Origin of the sequence: Erythrobacter sp. YT30, assembly GCF_001542875.1 — a bacterium.
In the GTDB taxonomy this organism is placed as follows: Bacteria; Pseudomonadota; Alphaproteobacteria; order Sphingomonadales; family Sphingomonadaceae; genus Erythrobacter.
In genome coordinates this window covers 377763-396801 of the sequence record NZ_LMAF01000002.1, presented here as the reverse complement: position 1 = coordinate 396801, position 19039 = coordinate 377763, and the positions used below count along the sequence as shown (strand labels likewise).

15 protein-coding genes are annotated in these 19039 nt (G+C 57.0%); 10 read left to right on the top strand and 5 right to left on the bottom strand.

The features are described 5' to 3' along the window. Position 1 precedes the first annotated feature (1 nt). Positions 2–1429, top strand: a complete 1428-nt coding sequence (locus tag AUC45_RS06540; protein WP_067600084.1) for a DUF1501 domain-containing protein — start codon at positions 2–4, stop codon at positions 1427–1429. On the opposite strand, the gene AUC45_RS06535 is transcribed toward AUC45_RS06540, so the two are convergent. Continuing rightward, positions 1430–2323 (bottom strand): LysR family transcriptional regulator, encoded by an 894-nt coding sequence (locus AUC45_RS06535; RefSeq protein ID WP_067600081.1) that lies wholly within the window; start codon positions 2321–2323, stop codon positions 1430–1432. A gap of 134 nt (positions 2324–2457) precedes the next feature. Between AUC45_RS06535 and AUC45_RS06530 the strand changes: the two genes are divergently transcribed. The 3 genes from AUC45_RS06530 to AUC45_RS06520 all read left to right on the top strand — a co-directional run bounded on the left by AUC45_RS06530 (position 2458) and on the right by AUC45_RS06520 (position 4296). Beyond that, positions 2458–3159: a pirin family protein gene (locus tag AUC45_RS06530; protein ID WP_067600080.1), complete on the top strand. Its 702-nt coding sequence runs from the start codon at positions 2458–2460 to the stop codon at positions 3157–3159. Between the two features lie 80 nt (positions 3160–3239). Then, positions 3240–3833 (top strand): FMN-dependent NADH-azoreductase, encoded by a 594-nt coding sequence (locus tag AUC45_RS06525; RefSeq protein ID WP_067600077.1) that lies wholly within the window; start codon positions 3240–3242, stop codon positions 3831–3833. 34 nt (positions 3834–3867) lie between these two features. Then, the gene (locus AUC45_RS06520) at positions 3868–4296 is read left to right on the top strand and encodes a DoxX family protein (protein WP_082701008.1); all 429 of its coding nucleotides are present in this window, start codon (positions 3868–3870) and stop codon (positions 4294–4296) included. Positions 4297–4409: 113 nt separating this feature from the next. Here the strand turns inward: AUC45_RS06520 and AUC45_RS06515 are convergent, their stop codons facing one another. Further along, the gene (locus AUC45_RS06515) at positions 4410–6932 is read right to left on the bottom strand and encodes a TonB-dependent receptor (RefSeq protein ID WP_067603602.1); all 2523 of its coding nucleotides are present in this window, start codon (positions 6930–6932) and stop codon (positions 4410–4412) included. A 442-nt stretch (positions 6933–7374) separates the two neighbouring features. Between AUC45_RS06515 and AUC45_RS06510 the strand changes: the two genes are divergently transcribed. The 6 genes from AUC45_RS06510 to AUC45_RS06485 all read left to right on the top strand — a co-directional run bounded on the left by AUC45_RS06510 (position 7375) and on the right by AUC45_RS06485 (position 15088). Continuing rightward, entirely contained in the window at positions 7375–9432 is a 2058-nt protein-coding gene (locus AUC45_RS06510; protein WP_067600075.1) for a hydantoinase/oxoprolinase family protein, read from the top strand. A gap of 4 nt (positions 9433–9436) precedes the next feature. Beyond that, entirely contained in the window at positions 9437–11326 is a 1890-nt protein-coding gene (locus AUC45_RS06505) for a hydantoinase B/oxoprolinase family protein (protein WP_067600072.1), read from the top strand. After that, on the top strand, positions 11323–12522 hold the full coding sequence (locus tag AUC45_RS06500) for a CaiB/BaiF CoA-transferase family protein (protein ID WP_067600069.1): 1200 nt from the start codon (positions 11323–11325) through the stop codon (positions 12520–12522). Before AUC45_RS06505 ends, AUC45_RS06500 begins: the two co-directional genes overlap by 4 nt. A 24-nt stretch (positions 12523–12546) precedes the next feature. After that, positions 12547–13236, top strand: a complete 690-nt coding sequence (locus tag AUC45_RS06495) for a GntR family transcriptional regulator (protein ID WP_067600066.1) — start codon at positions 12547–12549, stop codon at positions 13234–13236. 4 nt (positions 13237–13240) lie between these two features. Further along, a complete protein-coding gene (locus AUC45_RS06490) occupies positions 13241–14179 on the top strand; it encodes a hydroxymethylglutaryl-CoA lyase (protein ID WP_067600063.1) in 939 nt (312 codons plus the stop codon). A gap of 93 nt (positions 14180–14272) precedes the next feature. Continuing rightward, positions 14273–15088, top strand: a complete 816-nt coding sequence (locus tag AUC45_RS06485; RefSeq protein ID WP_067600060.1) for a family 16 glycosylhydrolase — start codon at positions 14273–14275, stop codon at positions 15086–15088. Here the strand turns inward: AUC45_RS06485 and AUC45_RS06480 are convergent. Genes AUC45_RS06480 through AUC45_RS06470 form a run of 3 tightly spaced genes read right to left on the bottom strand, consistent with a single transcriptional unit; the run spans position 15085 to position 19030 of the window. Then, positions 15085–16323: a glycosyltransferase family 4 protein gene (locus AUC45_RS06480; protein WP_067600057.1), complete on the bottom strand. Its 1239-nt coding sequence runs from the start codon at positions 16321–16323 to the stop codon at positions 15085–15087. The two genes, AUC45_RS06485 and AUC45_RS06480, sit on opposite strands and share 4 nt — an antisense overlap. After that, entirely contained in the window at positions 16320–18104 is a 1785-nt protein-coding gene (locus tag AUC45_RS06475) for an ABC transporter ATP-binding protein (protein ID WP_067600054.1), read from the bottom strand. The genes AUC45_RS06480 and AUC45_RS06475 overlap by 4 nt, the downstream gene beginning before the upstream one ends. After that, on the bottom strand, positions 18101–19030 hold the full coding sequence (locus tag AUC45_RS06470) for a hypothetical protein (protein WP_067600050.1): 930 nt from the start codon (positions 19028–19030) through the stop codon (positions 18101–18103). Before AUC45_RS06470 ends, AUC45_RS06475 begins: the two co-directional genes overlap by 4 nt. Between the last annotated feature and the right edge of the window lie 9 nt (positions 19031–19039).

Genomic DNA, 19039 nt, shown 5'->3' with positions numbered 1-19039 from the left:
AATGTTTATTGGTAAACAATCCGAGCTGTCGCGCCGGGCCTTTATGCGCCGGTCAAGCCAGTTGGCCGCGATAGGGGCTGCATCTTCTTATGCAATGGGGCTTGCTGGCCTTGGAGAGGCAGCCGCCTTTTCCAATGCTGGCGGGTACAAGGCGCTTGTCTGCATTTTCCTTTATGGCGGGAATGACCACGGCAATACGCTGATCCCCTACGATTTGCCGAATTACACCCGTTATTCGGAAATCCGAGGCGGTGAAGGATCCGAAGCCGGTGGCGGTATCGCTTTGCCGCGCGCGTCGCTTGCTGGTTCGGTGCTGCAAGCACCGCAGGGTCAAACGCTGACGGACGACATCACGTATGCGCTTGCCCCGACCATGCCGGGGATGAAAGCGCTCTATGATCAGGGCAACATGGCTCCGCTGCTCAATGTGGGCCCGCTAGAGGCGCCCACCACATTGGCGCAATATCAAAACCGCAGCGTTCCGATTCCTGCCAAATTGTTCTCGCACAATGACCAGCAATCCACTTGGCAAAGCTCCGCGCCAGAGGGCGCTCCATCAGGATGGGGTGGCCGGATGGCCGATCTTGCGCAAAGCTCGAACACAAACGCGATGTTTACCGGCATCAACGTGTCCGGCAATGCTATTTTCTTGAGCGGCAGGGATGCTGTTCCGTATCAAGTCTCGTCCAATGGCGCGACTTTGTTTCGGCCGTTGCGTCGCAACCGCCTGTTCGGCTCGCGCGAGACACCTGCGGCACTCGATACGATCCTTCGTTCGGGCAGCGGCAATGTCCTCGCAGCCGATCATGCAATGGTGAATGACCGTTCGATCCAATACGGGCAATTCGTCAATGATGCGCTGGAAAATGCCAATGTCAGCACTGATTTTGGCAGCGGCAATCGCCTTGCCGATCAGCTTCGCGCGGTTGCCTCGCTGATCGCGGCGCGCAATTCGCTGGGTGTAACGCGTCAGGTCTTCCTCGTTTCAACGGGCGGCTTCGATAACCACGATGGTCTTATCGGCACGCATGAGGGACTACTTTCTGGTGTCGATGCCGCGATGGATGCGTTCTACCAAGCGACAGTCGAATTGGGCGTCGCCAATCAGGTGACGACATTCACCGCTTCGGACTTTGGCCGGACATTGGCTTCGAATGGCGATGGGTCAGACCATGGCTGGGGTTCCCACCACTTCGTTATGGGCGGTGCGGTCAATGGCGGACGTTTTTATGGCACCGCGCCTAGCGTTTCTGTCGACACTCCTGATCAGGTCGGACGCGGACGCCTGCTGCCTACTACTTCGGTTGATGAATACTCAGCGACCCTTGCGCGCTGGTTTGGCGTTTCGAACAGCGAGTTGCCAAGCGTCTCGCCAAATATCGGCCGGTTCGCTTCGAGCGATCTCGGCTTCATGCAACCGACCGTCTGATCAGCCGCAAAGCGCGTTTTCGAACGCTTCAATCAGCCATGTGGCGGCTGGGCCGGGTACCGTGTCTCGCCTCCAAATTGCGCTGAGCGTGTAGTCAGCGCCCGGCTTTTCAGGCAGTTCGAGCACAGTCAGTGTGCCCGTCTGAAGATCGCTTTCGATCATCCATTCGGGCATATTGCCCCAGCCGATCCCCTGTCGCAGCAAAGCGTGCTTCGCGCCCAGATCACCCAGCCGCCAATTGAGGGGGCTTAGCACCGAAAACTCTCGTCCTTCGGTGAGGGCAGATCGATCTGACAGGACTAACTGCAAATGTTCTCGGCTTTCGCCGGGTTTTGCTGTTCCAGCCGCCAGCGGGTGGCTTGGCGATGCGACTGGCACCAACGCGACCTCGCCAATTGCTCTACGCTCCAGCTCAGGCATATCGCCGATCACGGGGCCGCCAATCGCCAGTTCGGATTCTTCGTTGAGCAGGCACGCTGCCAAAGCGCCGAGCGCTTCAACCTGGAGGCGTAAAGCCACAGTCGGAAACTGCTCGCGAAACTCGCGCAATACACGCGCGCTAGCTTCTCCCGGCACCATCACATCAATGGCCAGCCCAACTGAGCTTTCCAGCCCCTCGTGCAGGCTTTGCGTTTTGGCCAAAAGCCCGTCGGAGCGATCGACCACTGCGCGCGCTTCGGCGAGGATGCCGCGACCAGCATCGGTCAGCACGGGTTTGCGAGATCCCTCTCGATCAAACAGAGTGATGCCCAGCATCGCTTCCATTTGCGCAATGCCATAGCTGATTGCGGAGATCGCCCGGCCCATTCGCCGTGCTGCCCCGCCAAAGCTGCCCTTATCCACCACAGCGAGAAAGATGCGCAGTTGATCGAGGCTGGGTTCGCCGAGCTTCATTCAAATATGTTCGCATAATTTGAACATTTGTGCAAATTTTATCGCACTATTCGGAAGTAATATGCACGCCTATTTCAGCTCTCAAGACGGGCACTCGGAACAAAGAGCGAGCCCACAGATAAAGGAGACATATCATGATTGAACTTCGTCCCTTTGAAAGCCTTGGCGCTGCTAATCACGGTTGGCTGGATGCGCACCACCACTTTTCCTTCGCTGGCTATCACGATCCCTCGCGGATGCACTGGGGTAGCCTTCGCGTCTGGAACGATGACACGATTGCTGCTGGCACGGGCTTTCCCACCCACCCGCACAACGACATGGAAATTGTCACCTATGTCCGCAAAGGCGCAATCACGCACCGCGACAACCAGGGCAATGAAGGCCGCACCGAAGCGGGCGATGTCCAGGTGATGAGTGCCGGTTCTGGCATCGCGCATTCAGAATACAATCTGGAAGATGAAGACACGCAAATCTTCCAAATCTGGATCATCCCGGAAAAGCGTGGCGGTGAGCCAAGCTGGGGTGCCCGTCCATTTCCCAAAGGTGATCGGGCAGGAAGCTTTGTGCCCCTCGCCAGTGGAACTGCGAATGACAATGACGCGCTCCCCATCCGGACAGATGCCCGTGTTCTGGGTGCGACGATCAAGGCCGGGGAAAGCGTGACTTACTCGCCCTCCGCCGCTGATCGGCACCTCTATCTCGTGCCTGCCACCGGCAAAGTGCAGATCGGAGATGTTGAAGCACACGCACGCGATGGTGTCGCCATCACAGACCTTGAAACCGTGACCATCACCGCGCTCGAAGACAGCGAGCTTGTCCTGGTGGACGCCGCATAACCCCCGACGGAGCCGATCAGTCCCCGCTGGTCGGCTCCACTTTTTCTCCCCCTCACGCTTGAAGAATAAGGAATCCCGTCATGACCAATATCCTCCACATCAAATCCAGCATTCGCGGATCCGAGAGTGTTTCGAACAAGATTGGTGACGCAATCCTCTCCAGCATTGGCGATGGTGCGACGATCACCACCCGTGATCTGAGCGCCAATGATATTCCCTATGTCGATGCTGCCCGTTTTGACGCGAACCTGACGCCAGCTGCTGAACGCACGCCAGAGCAGGCCGAACTGGCTGCAATCGCTGATACACTGATCGCGGAATTGCAGGCGGCTGACACCATCGTTTTCAGTGTGCCCGTCTACAATTTCGGTGTTCCGGCCGTCGTAAAGGCATGGGCCGATCTGGTTGCTCGCGCCGGCACTACGTTCAAGTACACCGAAAACGGCCCAGTTGGTCAGCTTGAAGGCAAGAAAGCATTCATCGCAGCGGCATCAGGGGGCACTCCGATTGGGTCTGACATGGATTTCATGTCCAGCTGGCTCAAATTCTTCCTTGGCTTTCTCGGTATCAACGAGACGCACGTGATTGCCGCCGACGGCATCATGGGCGCCGATGGCGAAGCCAAGATCGCTGCAGCGATCGAGAGAGCTTCCAATGTTTCTGTACCCGCATGACCTCCCTCTAACCCACTGCAATTGGAGAAATCCCATGAACACTCTCGCACAAGATGCCGGTTCCTCAATCGAGACAAGCAAGTTCACTTCGCAAGACATGCTCGCCCTTGGTGGTCGGTTGCTTCTCGCCGCAATTTTCATCCTATCAGGCGTCAACAAGCTAGGCGCTGTCGAAGGGACGATAGGCTATATCGCCAGCGCAGGCCTGCCGTTTGCCACTGCGACTTTCTATGCTGTTGTCGCGCTCGAAATCGTCGGCGGCGTCATGCTTGTCGTTGGCGTGAAACCGCGCCTTACGGCAGTCGCGCTGGCGGTTTTCTCAATCGTTGCGGCAATCGTCTTCCACTCTGACTTTGCCGATCAGAATCAGATGATCCACTTCCTCAAGAACCTGGCGTTGGCAGGTGGCCTGCTTCAGGTCGCAGCCTTCGGGGCTGGTCGCCTGTCGATTGATCGCAAATAAGTGGGCCCAATTGGGTCGCACGGAAAGGCCGGGATGCTCCCAATCGAGCATCCCGGCCTTTTTATTGTCTTGTTATCGTTGCGACGCCCAAAGGGCTGGTATTTGCGGCGCGATTAGAAGCTGTAGCCAACCTCAACACCCAGACGGCGCAGGCCGCCGGGTGAAATGAACGAACCGCCAAATTCAATCGCCGGGATGACTTCGTTCAAGTACTTCTCGTTGAGGAGGTTGTCCGCAAAGGCGGTGATGCGGAAGCTGTCAATCTCAAGACCTACGCGTACATCCAGCACCGCAAAGGTGTCGCGCTCGGTTACCGAGTAATCAGCGTCCCCCACAAACGAAGGCAGTGCGAGCGCTGATCCTGGCAGAAGGCCGCTGAAGAGCGTCGGGCTCGTATCATCCTGCACGGTGTGGAACCAGGTTGGCCCTGTGATCCGATAATCCGCGCGGCCCACGAAATTGATCGTGTCAGTCAAAGGCTGATCAATCTGTGTGCCGATATTGATGGTGTAATCGGAGGTGTAGGGGCTTTGGTTCCCGACTGTGATCGGGCGCGAGGAATTGGCAAGTATCTCGCTGCCTGTCACGTTGGCAGAGCCAAACACGGTCCACCCATCTATGACTTCTGCTGTCAGGTCCAGCTCGGCACCAATGACTTCGACCTCATCAATGTTCGAGACAACGCGGAGCAACCCAAACGGTCCCACGAAAAACTCGAAGAACTGCATATCGTCGATCTCGGTGTAGTAGCCTGCAAGATCAAACGTGACGCGGCCATCGAGAACCGATCCTTTGAAACCGGCTTCGAATGCGCTTGATGTTTCCTTGTCGAACAGATCGGTGATGAGGACCGAAGTGCCGATGAACTGGTTGAAGTTCTGATCGACAATCGCGGCAGAGCCCTGATTGTTGAAGCCGCCCGACTTAAAGCCGATACCCCAGTTGGCGTAGAAATTGATATCGTCGCTGATCGAGTAGCGGAACGTCAGTTTCGGCTGCAATTGCTTGAAAGATTCCGATTGCGGGGCGATCGGGCCAAATGCTTGCCCCGGATTGATCGGGCCACCTGTGAAGGGATCGTTCACGTTTGGGACCAGATTGGTCACGCTGCGATCCTCGATATCGTATCTCAGCGCGAGACCCAGCTGGGCATCCTCGGTGATCTCCCATTCGAGTGAGCCGAACACAGCATAAACGTCGGTCGAAAAATCATCATTATAGAGGAGCGTTGTTGGATTTATTGAATCCGGTCCATTGAACAGCTCCCGGCTCACGCCAAGGCCTAAATCCGCACCCAGGGAAACACCGGTTTCACGGTCGATGTGCAGGTAATACGCTCCGATCTGCCATTGCAGGGGGGAATCTGTATCGGATGCAAGGCGGATCTCTGCGCTGATGTCGCTTTGATCGCGTGTTTGCAGCTGCGTCCCATCGCAGGTTGTCGGGCTGAACGCACCGAAAGTCGAGCCTGTTGCGGGATCGAAGATAAATGGCACGGGCGTTTGGCCGATGAATGTCGGAGGATTGATCGGGAAGCCGGTAAGCTCGGCCGTGGATGCAAAACAGGCATTGGACGCATCAATCGATGCCTGCGTTGCGCCCGGGAACGTGAAGCGCGCAAAGTCGGCAGATGTGCCGTCCGCAATCAGCAATTGTTCAACATCGCTGTAAAGCGCCCAAGCCGTGAGGATGGCTCCTTCGAATTGGTGTTCAACTTTGGCCGAGATTTCAAAAGTCTGCTGTTCATTGACCGGGCGGATATTCCCGAAGAAGTTGAAGGGATGCTCGTTCACATCCTCGAAAAACGCTGGGTCCACGCCGGCGAAATTGGGTAGGTGGAACGAGGAATTGTAGTTGATTGATGCGCCATTGAGATCAGCATAGCGCGCCTTGATATCGAGCTCTGTATTGGTGCCAAGATCGACTACAAAACGACCATCGACAGACCATGTCTCTTGATTGTCGACGACATTGTCATTGAGGAAGTCGTTGAAGAAGAACCCGTCCGTGTGAAAATAGCTGCCTGATAGAACCAGGCCAGCGCTCTCACCCAAGGGCGTAGAGATATAGCCGTTCGCGCGGTAGGTGTTGTCTTCTGCCGCGCTCACTTCGATCCCGCCTTCGAGAAAACCTTCAGGCTTTACCGTCTGGATCACGATTGCACCGGCTGCTGCGTTGCGGCCATACAAAGCGCCCTGTGGACCTTTCAGGATTTCGACCTGACGGAGCGTTCCCTGATCCTGGTTCAGCTGAGCGGTGTTCGTTTTGAGAATCCCGTCAACCACCAGCGCAACTGAGCTTTCCGCATCGCGCGCGCCATTGATGCCGCGAATGTTGATTTGCGTGTCGCCTGCTTCAGCTGTGCCAGTCACAATGGTGACGCCAGGGGTAAGCTGGACAAAATCGTCAGCGTTCTGAATGCCTGTTTTCTCGATCGTGTCGGCAGACAGAACAGTCACCGACGCCGGCACCTCGGCCAGTGTCTCACTTTGACGACGGGCCGTGACGATAATCGCGCCTTCTTCTTCCTCCGCCTGCGCTTCGGCTGCGTCAGGTGCGGTTTGCGCCAGCGCTGGGGTGGAGAGAACTGGGATAAAAGCGGCGGCTGCGAGCAGGTGGCTTTTGCGACAATGCATTGCGATGAGATCCTTAAGCTTGGCACGTTTGATGTGCTTCGTAATGCGCCCCTTCTTTCGCATCCCTAACGAAAGACCGTTGCGCCCCGCGAGCGACATTGTATACAATTTGAATAGAGTCAACGCAGATTCGCCCCCTTAAATTTCACAGGAGCTTTACAGGAAATCGAACGAAGGCCTAGGCGACTGCTGAAAGATTCCCAGAAATCCAGCAATTTCTGCTATTTTCCGAGCAGTGGGCTCTTCGGGTCGCATCGCCTCTGATGTCAGGGCGATATTCAGAGTGGCGCGGTTAGTCGGACAAGTGTGACAATTTGTATACACTTTGAGCGGAATGACCATGCTGCCTCACTAATTCATCTGCATCCTGCGTTGCGCGGGGCTCATTCACCATCGCTGCCGCCATACAGCGAGACGGACAACAAAAAGGACAAACGCCGCTATGGGTTATCGCTTGGGAGTAGATGTGGGAGGGACATTTACCGATCTCCTGCTTTTCAATGAGGATACTGGTGCATTCTGGCGGCACAAAACGCCATCGACACCTCATGACAGCTCCGAAGGAATCTTGAACGGCGTTGAAGCAATCACCCAGGAAGCTGGGGTGGCTGCTTCGGAAATTGAGTATTTCCTGCACGGCACAACCGTTGCCACAAATGCGGTGCTGGAGGGGAAGGGCGCAAAAGTCGGCCTGATCGTGACCGAAGGGTATCGCGATGTGATGCAAATCGCTCGAAGCTTTGTCCCCGGCGGCCTTGCGGCTTGGATTGTCTGGCCCAAACCGCAACCGCTCGCACATCTTGAAGACACCGTCGAAGTGCCAGAGCGCATGGGAGCCGATGGCGACGTCGTGCGCGATCTTAACGAAGACGCTGTGCGCGCAGCCATGCGCAAGCTCAAAGCACAGGGGGTTGAAGCGCTCACTGTCAGCCTGATCAACGCATACGTCAATGGCGCGCACGAAACTCGAATTGGCGATATTGCCGCAGAAGAGCTGCCCAATATTCCGGTGAGCCTCAGCCACGAAGTGCTCCCCGAAATGCAGGAATATGAGCGCACGCTCTCGACGGTTGCCAATGCGGCCGTGCGGCCGGTTGTGAGCAATTATGTTTCGAACCTCCGCGACAAACTCGAAGCGCAAGAGATGAAAGGGCGCTTGTCGCTTCTGCGCTCAGATGGCGGTTTGATGTCGAGCCAGAAAGCTGAAGAGCATCCCGTCAATATCCTCATGTCTGGACCTGCTGGCGGCGTTACCGGCGCGCTTTGGGTGGGAAAGAATGCTGGCGTCAAAAACATCCTCACGCTTGATGTGGGTGGCACCTCGACCGATGTGGCGCTGATCGAGGGGCTGGAGCCGCGCCGACAGCGCACGACGGAAGTTGGGCACTTGTCGGTGCGGGCTTCTGCATTGGATGTGAAGACCGTGGGTGCAGGCGGCGGGTCAATCGCGCATGTGCCCGAGTTAACCGGCGCGCTTCGCGTGGGCCCGGAAAGCGCAGGCGCGGTTCCCGGACCGGTCGCCTATAACAAAGGCGGCGAATTGCCGACCGTAACCGATGCAAATGTAGTGCTCGGCTATCTTCCCGAAGACCTGCTCGGCGGCAGTTTCCAACTCGACCGCGAAGGTGCGAAAAAAGCCGTACAAACAATCGCGGACGCGCTCGGTGTCAGCCTGATGGAGGCAGCGCGCGGGATCATCGATATCGTCAATGAGAACATGTTCGGCGCGCTGCGCATGATCTCGGTTCAGCAAGGTTACGACCCGCGCGATTTTGCAGTCATGGGTTTTGGCGGGGCGGGGCCGCTGCACGTGAACGCTGTTGCCAAACTGATGGGCAGCTGGCCTGCGATCAGCCCCGTCTCCCCCGGTGTGCTCTGTGCGCTGGGCGATGCGACCACACGGATGCGAACCGAGACCGCTCGGTCCTTCAGCAAGCTTGCGAGGGACACAGATGTCAGCGAATTGATGGCGGTTCTCGATGAAATGGAAAACCAGACCCGCGGCGAATTGCTTGCCGACGGAGTGCCCGAAAGCGCGATCACATCCGAATTTGAAGTCGATGTGCGCTATGCAGGGCAAGCTTTTGAAGTGCCGCTGACGATTGATCGGGCAACGCTCGAGAAGGACGGCATCGAGGGGCTGCTTGCCCGATTTGATGCTGAACACCTGCGGTTGTTTACATTCAATATGGAAACCCCGCACGAAATTGTGAACCTTCGCGCGGTCGCATTGGGCATTGCCCCTGATCTTCCAGCGAACGAATTGCCCAAAGGCGACGGTGATCCTGCGGCCGCAAAAATCCGCGACCACACGCTCTGGATGGACGGTGAAGAACGCGCCGCCGTCATCTATGATCGTGCGAAGCTGAAACAGGGCGATATCATCCCTGGCCCAGCCATCATTACCGAGATGGATTCGACCACATTGGTTGAAAACGGTTGCACGGCGAGCGTCGACAAGGTCGGCAACATCTTGATCAATCTCACGGAAGAGGGCTGAAACGATGCCAGCAGAAATCATCGAAACGAACCAGACCACTTTTCAGTCGGTAGAGATTGATCCGGTCACTCTGGACATCATCGAAAACGCGCTGCGCAATGCCCGCATTGAAATGGACGCGACGCTTGTGCGGACCGCCATGTCTCCCGGCATTCGGGAGCAAGGTGATGCCTTTCCGCTGATCGCAGACCCATCTGGCAAGATGATTGTCGGCCAGTTCGGCAGCTTTATCGATGGGTTCCTGACGCAATTTGACGGCACGATTGAGGATGGGGACATGATTTTCTTGTCCGATCCTTATTCCTGCGATGGCGCGGTAAGCCACTCAAACGATTGGCTTGTCCTGCTGCCTGTGTTCAAGGACGGGCGACTTATCGCTTACACCGCCATGTTCGGCCACCAGTCCGACATCGGCGGCAGCGTGCCCGGTTCCATGCCTATCAATGCCAGTTCGATTTTCGAAGAAGGGGTGCGCATTCCGCCTGTCAAAATCTGGCGCAAGGGCGAATACAACGAAGACCTGATGAAGCTGGTGATGCACCAGACGCGCAAGCGCGACTGGTGTCAGGCCGATTTGAACGCGCTTATCGCTAGCTGCCGCGTGGCTTCGAAACGCATCATCGAAATGGCCGAGCGGTTTGGTGATGATGTCTATGTTTCGGCCACACAAGAGCTCCTCGCCCGCAATCATCGCGCAATGAAAGCCTTGATCGCGCAAGCCATTCCAGAGGCGAAGGCGAGCTTCGAAGATTACATCTGCGATGATGGGAAGGGCTATGGCCCGTACAAGATCAAATGCACCATGTGGCGCGAGGGGGACAAAGTCATCCTCGATTTTGATGGGACAGATCCGCAATCGGCTGCTTCGATCAACTTCTTCCTCAACGAGAACATGTTCAAGATGTTCTTCGGCATCTACATGATTATGGTCTTCGATCCGCAAATCCTGTTCAATGATGGGTTCTACGATCTGATCGAAGTTCGAATTCCTGAAGGATCACTCTTGAAGCCGCAATTCCCAGCGGCACTCTCAGGCCGCACGCATGCCTTGGGCCGGATTTTTGACATTCTGGGCGGTCTGCTTGGGCAGGGTACGCCAGAATTCCTGAACGCTGCTGGCTTCAGTTCCTCTCCGCACCTGTTCTATTCCGGCTGGGATACGAGCAAAGACCGGAGGGATTGGTTCCAGCTTTTCCAGATTGGCTTTGGCGGCATTCCCGGCAGGCCCTTGGGCGATGGCCCCGATGGCCATTCGCTCTGGCCGGGCTTTACCAACGTGCCCAACGAATTTCTCGAACGCTACTTCCCCTTGCGGATCGAGCGGTATTCGACCGAGCCGGACAGTGGCGGCGCGGGCAAGCACCGTGGTGGCAATGGCATCCACATGACCTATCGTTTCCTTGCCGATGGTGAGATTGCGATCCACGATGATCGCTGGTTCGTGCCGCCATGGGGCGTGAATGGAGGGCATCCGGGCGCGCGCGCCAAGAAAGTCCTCGAACGCGCCGATGGCACTTCTGTAATTGTGGGCAACAAAGTCGAAGATGTGCCGGTGAAAGCGGGCGATCTTCTCCATTTCATCACCTGGGGAGGCGGTGGATGGGGCGATCCGTTGGAGCGTGATCCGGATCTGGTTGGCCTTGAAATCCGACAGGGCCTTGTGACGCCAGAAGGCGCAAAGGCATACGGCGTGGTTGCGGACGAAGACGGCGCGGTTGATACTGCCGCGACCGAGGCTATGCGCAGCAAAATCAGGTCAGAGCGTGGCGACTTGCCGCTCTTCGATTATGGCCCCGGCATCGAAACCCTGCGCGCCAATTGCGAGGAGGAAACAGGCCTTCCAGCCCCCATCCAGCCCGAATGGCACGATCAAATGGCGGAGGCGGCAGAATGAGCAACGCCGACAAAGTAGGCGCGCTTGACGGGCTCCGCGTGGTGGAAATGGGTCAGCTTCTCGCCGGCCCTTTCTGCGGGCAGCTGCTCGGCGATATGGGCGCGGAAGTTATCAAGATAGAGCCGCCCGGCGCAGGCGATCCAATGCGCAATTGGGGGCAGGGCGAGACGAAAGTGCAATGGGAAGTCATTGCGCGAAACAAGCAATCGGTGACCTGCAATCTGCGCGAACCTGAAGGACAAGCGATAGCGCGCAAACTCATCGCGACTGCCGATGTGCTGATAGAGAATTTCAAACCCGGCACTTTGGAGCGCTGGGGGCTGTCGCCTGAGGAACTCCACAAAGACAATCCGGGCCTCATTATCGCGCGTATGTCGGGCTATGGCCAAACTGGGCCCTATTCCACTCGCGCAGGTTTCGGCGGCATTGGCGAGGCGATGGGCGGATGGCGCTATATCGTCGGCGATCCCGATCGCCCGCCTGCACGTATGGGCATTTCCATCGGAGACACGTTGTGTGCAAGCTATGGCTGTATGGGCGTGCTTGCTGCACTGCGCCACCGCGACAAAACTGGCGAAGGCCAAGTGATTGATACCGCGCTTTACGAGGCGGTTTTGCAGGTGATGGAAGGCCTTGTTCCCGAATACGACTATAACGGCTTTATCCGAGAACGCTCTGGCTCAATCCTCCCCGGCATCGCGCCTTCCAATGTCTACTCCTGTAAGGACGGGCCATTCATGATCGGCGGGAATGGCGATGCGATATTCGCGCGGCTCGCCAAGGCCATGGGCAAGCCCGCAATGGCTGAGGACGAGCGATACAAAACGCATCTGGCGCGGGGCGAAAACCAGACCGAGCTTGATGAAATCATCAATGAATGGACGGCTAAGCATACCATTGACGAGGTTGAAGCCTTGATGATCGAATATTCGATCCCCGCGGGCCGCGTTTTCACCGCGAAAGACATGCTCGAAGATCCGCATTTCAAAGCGCGCGAGGCCATAATCGAGGTGGAAACCGAAGGGCGCGGCAAGCTCAAAATGCAAAACGCTTTCCCGAAGTTTTCGAAAAGCTTTTCAGGCTTCCGCCGTTCCGCGCCCGTCACGCCGGGACAGCACAACGCCGATATTTATGGAGAGCTGCTTGGGTGGGACGAAAAGGCGCTCGCAGAGCATCAGGAAAAGGGGTTGGTGTAGGCTTTCAAGCCGCAGCATGAGACGATGGCAACCCGGCATTCCCCCGCAAACGATGACAATGGAAAGCCCACGCTCTCCAAAGCCGCAGATCGTGCGTATGACACCATAGGCGGGCTGATCCTTGGCGGACAGTACAAACCTGGAGATCGGCTGAGCGAGGAAGAATTGTCACGTCTTTGCGGGGTCAGCCGAACGCCTGTGCGCGATGCCTTGCGCCGTCTGGCTGCAGAATACTTCGTCGTGATCCGGCCTAATCAGGGCGCGCAGGTGGCCGTTTGGAAACGGCAGGATATCGAAGACTTGTTCCACATGCGCGCTTTGCTGGAAGGTATGGCAGCGGCGCGCGCGGCTTCGCGCCGAGATGAGGCATGCCTTGCCCACCTGGAACAGTGTGTCGAGCGGATCGACATGGCTGTGAACGCCGAACCCGAACCCGACGTTGCACAGTTTCTCGCTGACAACACCGCCTTCCACCGCGCTATTCTGGAGGCAGCCGACAGCCCCCGATTAAGTGCCACTCTGGGCAATCTCATCGCGCCGGCCATCGTTTCAAGGACGGCTGATCATTATTCGAGAGCCGATCTGCGCCGCAGCAATGAGCACCACCGCGAGCTGATCGAAGCCCTTCGCAACCGGGATGCGCAGCTGGCGGATTCGATCATGCAAGTTCATATCCGCGCCGCTGCGAACAGCTATTTTTCAAAGCAGGACTGATATCATGATCTCCTCCAACAAACCCGATATCACCATCGTCGATGTAAGCCCCCGCGATGGGCTTCAGAACGAGCAGCGCGTGTTTTCAACTGAGGAGAAGCTGGAGCTCATTGATCTCGGGCTGGCGGCAGGCGTCACGCGGGTCGAGGTAACAAGCTTCGTCAATCCCAAGCGCGTGCCGCAAATGGCGGATGCCGATGCGCTGTGCGAACAGATGCCTCGCCGCGAGGGTGTCGAATATATCGGCCTAGTGCTTAATCTGCGCGGAGCGGAGCGAGCACTGGCAGCTGATCTTGATGAATTTGGTGCTGTCTGCGTCGCGTCGGAGACTTTTGCGATGAAGAACCAGGGGCAGACCCGAATTGGCTCCGGCGAAAGCGCTGCCGAGATTGTCGCTCTCGCCAAAGAGAATGGGAAACGAGCCTCTGTCACTATAGCTGCGTCATGGGGGTGCCCATTTGAAGGCGAAGTGCCGCATGACAACGTGTTGGAGCTTGCCAAGATGGCCGCAGAAGCTGGTGCGGATGAAATCTCTCTCGCCGATACGATCGGAGTGGGTGATCCATGGTCAGTGCGCGAATTGTTCGGAAAGGTCCGCGATGTGACTGGTGAGATCCCTCTCCGCGCTCACTTCCACAACACGCGCAATACCGGCATCGCCAATGCCTTCGCCGCTATAGAGTCGGGTGTCACAACTATTGATGCGAGCTTTGGAGGAATTGGAGGCTGCCCTTTTGCACCTGCGGCGACGGGCAATATTCCTCTGGAAGACTTGCTCTATATGCTGGATCGCGGCGGGTTTGAGACGGGGCTCGACCTCGATGCCGCGATAACGGCGGGCCAATGGCTCGCTGATAAGCTACCGGGCCGCGTCCCGGCCATGCTAATTCGGGCGGGTGGCTTTCCTGCCGGCGAAAGAGCTGGCGAACCGCGCGCGGCCTGATCAGGGCAGCTATCGCAGCGTTAACCCGCTTTGGCTGGAGTTCCCTCGATTGCGTGTTGAGGAAGAGGCGGACTTGCTGATAGCTCGGCAATCATGGAGATTCGACGGGTTCTGATACCTCTTATCATCGTGCTTGGCGTATCACTCGCCGGGCTTCCATTGGTGTTCAAATCCCATTCTCAGCCGAGCGATGTTAGCTCTTCAAAAATCAAATCACCTCCCCGCCTGGTTGGCGGGGGTGAGCCGTTTGTCGATACTTTCGATAATTTGGACAAGCCGCGATGGAACGTTTCGCATGGCTGGCGCAACGGCAAATGGACAGTCAATGACTGGCGCCGGTCGCAAGTGCGTTTTGATGGATCGCTCAAAATGATGCTTGAGCAGCGAAAGACAAACCTCGCGAATTTTGTCGGCGCTGAAGTGCAAAGCGACAAAAATTACGGCCACGGCTATTTCGAAGTGCGCATGCGCGCTGCGCCTGCATCGGGCACAGTCAGCGGGTTTTTTACCTACACGGGTCCGGCCTTCGGCAAGGAATGGGATGAGATCGATGTCGAAATCCTTGGCGCAAAGCCGCGTGAAGTGATGTTCACCTATTTCCGCAACAGCGAAAAGATAGAGCACATCCACAAGCTCGATTACGACGCGACGAAGGAAACGCACTCCTACGGCTTTGACTGGCAGCCCGACTATATCCGCTGGTATGTCGATGGTGAACTGGCGCATGAGGCGCGCGGCGAGACTTTGCCGCTCCCCATCAACACCCAGAAATTGATGATGTCGCTTTGGGGGTCGCGAACGCTTACCGACTGGGTGGGACCGTTCGATCCGGCTCAATTGCCGTCAATGATGGTGATTGAATGCGCGAGCTATTCGCCCAGCTTTGAACAGCGTCAGCCCTGCAATTAGAGAAGGTTCTGCGCCCACGCGCGCAAATCGGCGTGGACGGCTTGCGCAGAGAAGTGGTCTCTCGCGATGGCAAGCGCGCGGCTTGCTAGATCGGTGCGAGCAGTTTCATCATCCATCAAATCGCAAATGGCGTTCGCGGTCGATTGCGGTGTTTCAGCAAGCTTTACGCCGGGACCGCATACATCCTCCACGCCTTGGAGCGTTATGGGTGAGACCACCATGGCTTTGCCTTGAGCCATCGCTTCGACAAGCTTGATCTTGAGGCCTGAACCGAACGTCAGCGGCGATATCACGACCCCGGCATCGCGGTATAGCGGTGCAAGATCGTCCACGATTCCAAGAAAACGCACGCCGCGATAATCGGGGTTGGGGAAGGCGCGGTTCATGGTGCCTGCGACGTCAAGCTTCGCATTGGGGCGGCGCGCGAGGATTAGCGGCCACGTTTGCAGGAGGAAGTCCTTCAACCCTTCCACATTGGGCGCGGTGTTGCTCCCGATAAAGAGCAATTTGTCTTTTATGCCGGGCTGCGGGGCGTCCACAGGGAAGGCGGGCATGGGTACGAGGATGGGATTTGTGGCAGGAACGTGGTTTTTAAGAAACGCCTCCTCATTCTGCTGAATTGCGAACACACTGTCCGCTTTTGAAAGGGCAGCGATCTCTTCTTCGCGGGTGACAAGCGCCACTGAGTCTTTGTCCCCACCTGCACGGGCGTGGAACAGGTCGTGCATCACAATCGCGGTCGGAAGCCCGCCGGGTCCTTCACAGAACCCTTCGGCGCAGAACATATAATCTGCGATTATTGCGCGCGTGTCGGGTGAGATATTGGCGCGCAGGAATGCGCGATCCTCATCAAGCCACTTGGTGGCGATGGCGTAAGGCGCTGGTTTATCCTCAACGTGCAGGGCGGCAACAGGTAGTCTCTTTGAAAGCCGCGCTGCGATGCCTCTCACTGCACCCCAAAGCACTGATGGATCAGCAAAGACAAGGTAGTTACCTACTTGAGAAGCTCCCCGAACCAAGTGCCGGGTAAAGACTCTCATTTCCGGACGCATTCGTACGTATGGAGAGCGTCCGGCTATAGCAGGCGAAGGCTGGATCAGTTCGACGTCAAAGCCCACTTCCGCAAGTGAATTGGCAATTGCGATCAGATACGCTGATGAGCCGTTCAAGGCGCCAGCCACGCGCTGTTTGCTTATGATGGTGATGACCGGGCGACCGGACTGGGCCGCATTCATACCGTATCGCCCGAATTCTCACCTTCGAGCATATCGCGCAGTCTTGAACCAGGGCGCTTGGCGAGATCGGCAAATGCACCTCGCTCCACCACCTTACCCGCTTCAATCGCGATGACATCGTCGGCAAAGCGGATCATGGATGGCCGGTGGGCTATGGTGACGATGGTTATATCACCGCGCATCGCCTCGATATCAGCGGCGATGGCTTTCTGGTTTTCCCAATCGAGCGCGCTCGTTGCTTCATCAAGGATCAGCAGCGAAGGATTGCGGAGCAGCGCTCTTGCAAGGGCAATGCGTTGGCGCTCTCCACCCGATAATTTGGTGCCGCGCTCGCCCACGATTGTATCGAGCCCGCTCGGTGTTTGGCGCACAAACTCTTCCGCTTTGGAGCGGCGAATGGCGTCCCACATCGCTTCATCGCTCGCATCGGGTTGGGCGATGGCGAGGTTGGTACGAATGGTGTCGTTTAGGAGGAAAGCCTCTTGCGGTACGAACGCGACAGAGCCGCGCCACAAGCGCCGGATTTCCTCTGTGATGGGAGTGTCATCGACAGTGATCCTGCCTTCTGACGGACGGAGCAAGCCCATCAGCATATCGGCAATCGTGCTTTTCCCGCTTCCTGATGGACCAATGATCGCAGTGAATCTTCCCTTCGCAATCTCGAGATCAATTTCGCTGACTGCTGGGGCACTCGAATTGGGGTAAGTGAGCGAGACACCTTCAAAGCGAATGGCATCTGCGAAGGTTGGTGCCTTGGCGCCTGCACTGCCCTTCGGCTCAGCAGATCCTTCAAAATAGTCGATCTGCGCGCGGATATTTTCGTAGGCTGCCATATTGCCAAGAAGCGCCTGCATTGAGTTCTGGATTGTCCCGAAACGCGGCGCAAGGCGCAGGAAAATAAGGATCAGAATAATGAGCGAGGCGAGCTCCAACTCAACCCACACAACCGCCACCCAAATGAAGATGACAGCGGCGATAGCGCTGAGGATCTGAAACGCCATTGAGCTCGTCGCATTGAGGCCTTGCACACCAAGAAGCCCTTCGCGCAGCTTCATGACCCGGGTTCCAAATGCATCTGCGTAGCGGGGTTCAGCGACAAAGCTTTTGGCGACGCGAATACCGGTCAAAAAATCGAGCAGTGTCTGGTTTTCGCCGCGATAAAGCTCACTAAGCTCTTGCCCGTATTGGGTGGCCTTGCGTCTTAGCGGAAACAACACAGCCAGCATGACGACGCCTGCCAAAGCGGCAAATAGCGCCATCTGCCATGAAACAAGTGTCGCCAGCAGGAAGTATGTCGCGGCCAATATGAAGGATTGCAGCAGGGTCGTCAGGTTGGTTGCTGCGACATGGGCGCGGCCCGCTTCTTGCACGAGCACGTTCTGAAGGTCCGAAACGCGAGATTGCTGCACTACATCCCAACGCGCCGCGCCAACGCTCGCGAAGAAACGCACCCGCATATTGTCAATCGCTCGCTGCATGATGCTGGCAAGGTACATGCTCTTCACGCGCACCAGCACGGCCTGCACGATGATAAGCACCAGAAAGCCGCCGAGCAGCATTTCCAACGTAGGATTGATCTCGGCTAGCATAGGGCCGACCACGGGGATCGCTTCAAACCCCGCCGCATCGCTTGCATCTATCAGCGCCACCAGCGGGATTAGCAGAAATAGCGAAATGCCTTCTGTCAGGCTGGAGAGAAAATTGAGCCCAATTGCGAATGCCAGACGACCTTCGGTGAGGTGCATCATGTAGCGCAGGAACTGGACCGAGCGAGCAATCATCCGGGCAAGCCGTCCAGCATTTCGGATACATATTCGACTGTTTCATCAAGTCGCAAAAGATCGGCAGGCACCTGTAGGCGGCCCACCTTCGCCGCATCGACGAGACCAACGCATTGGCTGAAATGCCGATGGTCGTCTTGTTTTGTCCAAGGCGCATCTGCAAAGCGCGGCATGTAGCTATAGCGAGCGAGACATTCGATCGCGCCGGGAACTGGCAAGGGTTCGAACGAAGGTGCATCGCTGCCGCGCTCCAATCGCACAAGGCAATCTATGGTGGTCGGTGCTGTGGCCATGCTTTCAAGCTTATGCTGCCGCTTTGGGAAGCCCTCCATCACCAGCGGCTGCGCATCTGCGCTTGCAATCCTGACCTGCTCGGCGGCTTTGTCTTCGAGTTTGACTTGCGGGAAAGCTGGAAGGCACATCGGCCGTTCCCTGTTCTCCATCGAAATCGCCAGCAGATCATCGGTCACAAGCGCATGACCTGCCCGGATGAATGCCGCAGCGGTGGTCGACTTGCCCGCAAGCTTATCACCCAGAAAGGCAATTGTGCGACCGTTCACCTGGACAGCGCTCGCATGCAACACGAACAGACCGAGGCTGTTCAAGGCCCAGGCCATGACGGGGCCGAGCAGTGGAAAGGCCAGCATGCGATCGGTCGTAGCCTCCGGCTTTTCCGCCCAGATCGTCCGCTCGTCGGCAAATCGAAAGCCCGCGACATCCGGCCAAGCCATCACCACGCCATCGGGATCGGAGTAATCCATCACAACGCCGTCTGTGCGCGTAGGCATAGGGCGGCCAATCGGGTTATTGCGAATGCTGAGATCTGGTTCTCGTGTAGCTTTACCGGTGCGCAATTCGTGCAGTGGGAAATCGCTTTCGATCAGCAGCCCGAAGGCTTCGTAATAATGGGCGCTTGATGCGGTCATACGGTCTGA

Excerpts from the sequence above, each read along its gene's own strand:
- AUC45_RS06530 (WP_067600080.1), top strand. The coding sequence starts at position 2,458 with ATGATTGAACTTCGTCCCTTTGAAAGCCTTGGCGCTGCTAATCACGGT.
- AUC45_RS06490 (WP_067600063.1), top strand. The coding sequence starts at position 13,241 with ATGATCTCCTCCAACAAACCCGATATCACCATCGTCGATGTAAGCCCC.
- AUC45_RS06480 (WP_067600057.1), bottom strand. The coding sequence starts at position 16,323 with ATGAATGCGGCCCAGTCCGGTCGCCCGGTCATCACCATCATAAGCAAA.
- AUC45_RS06485 (WP_067600060.1), top strand. The coding sequence starts at position 14,273 with ATGGAGATTCGACGGGTTCTGATACCTCTTATCATCGTGCTTGGCGTA.
- AUC45_RS06520 (WP_082701008.1), top strand. The coding sequence starts at position 3,868 with ATGAACACTCTCGCACAAGATGCCGGTTCCTCAATCGAGACAAGCAAG.
- AUC45_RS06475 (WP_067600054.1), bottom strand. The coding sequence starts at position 18,104 with ATGATTGCTCGCTCGGTCCAGTTCCTGCGCTACATGATGCACCTCACC.
- AUC45_RS06525 (WP_067600077.1), top strand. The coding sequence starts at position 3,240 with ATGACCAATATCCTCCACATCAAATCCAGCATTCGCGGATCCGAGAGT.
- AUC45_RS06510 (WP_067600075.1), top strand. The coding sequence starts at position 7,375 with ATGGGTTATCGCTTGGGAGTAGATGTGGGAGGGACATTTACCGATCTC.
- AUC45_RS06500 (WP_067600069.1), top strand. The coding sequence starts at position 11,323 with ATGAGCAACGCCGACAAAGTAGGCGCGCTTGACGGGCTCCGCGTGGTG.
- AUC45_RS06495 (WP_067600066.1), top strand. The coding sequence starts at position 12,547 with ATGGCAACCCGGCATTCCCCCGCAAACGATGACAATGGAAAGCCCACG.
- AUC45_RS06540 (WP_067600084.1), top strand. The coding sequence starts at position 2 with ATGTTTATTGGTAAACAATCCGAGCTGTCGCGCCGGGCCTTTATGCGC.
- AUC45_RS06535 (WP_067600081.1), bottom strand. The coding sequence starts at position 2,323 with ATGAAGCTCGGCGAACCCAGCCTCGATCAACTGCGCATCTTTCTCGCT.
- AUC45_RS06470 (WP_067600050.1), bottom strand. The coding sequence starts at position 19,030 with ATGACCGCATCAAGCGCCCATTATTACGAAGCCTTCGGGCTGCTGATC.
- AUC45_RS06515 (WP_067603602.1), bottom strand. The coding sequence starts at position 6,932 with ATGCATTGTCGCAAAAGCCACCTGCTCGCAGCCGCCGCTTTTATCCCA.
- AUC45_RS06505 (WP_067600072.1), top strand. The coding sequence starts at position 9,437 with ATGCCAGCAGAAATCATCGAAACGAACCAGACCACTTTTCAGTCGGTA.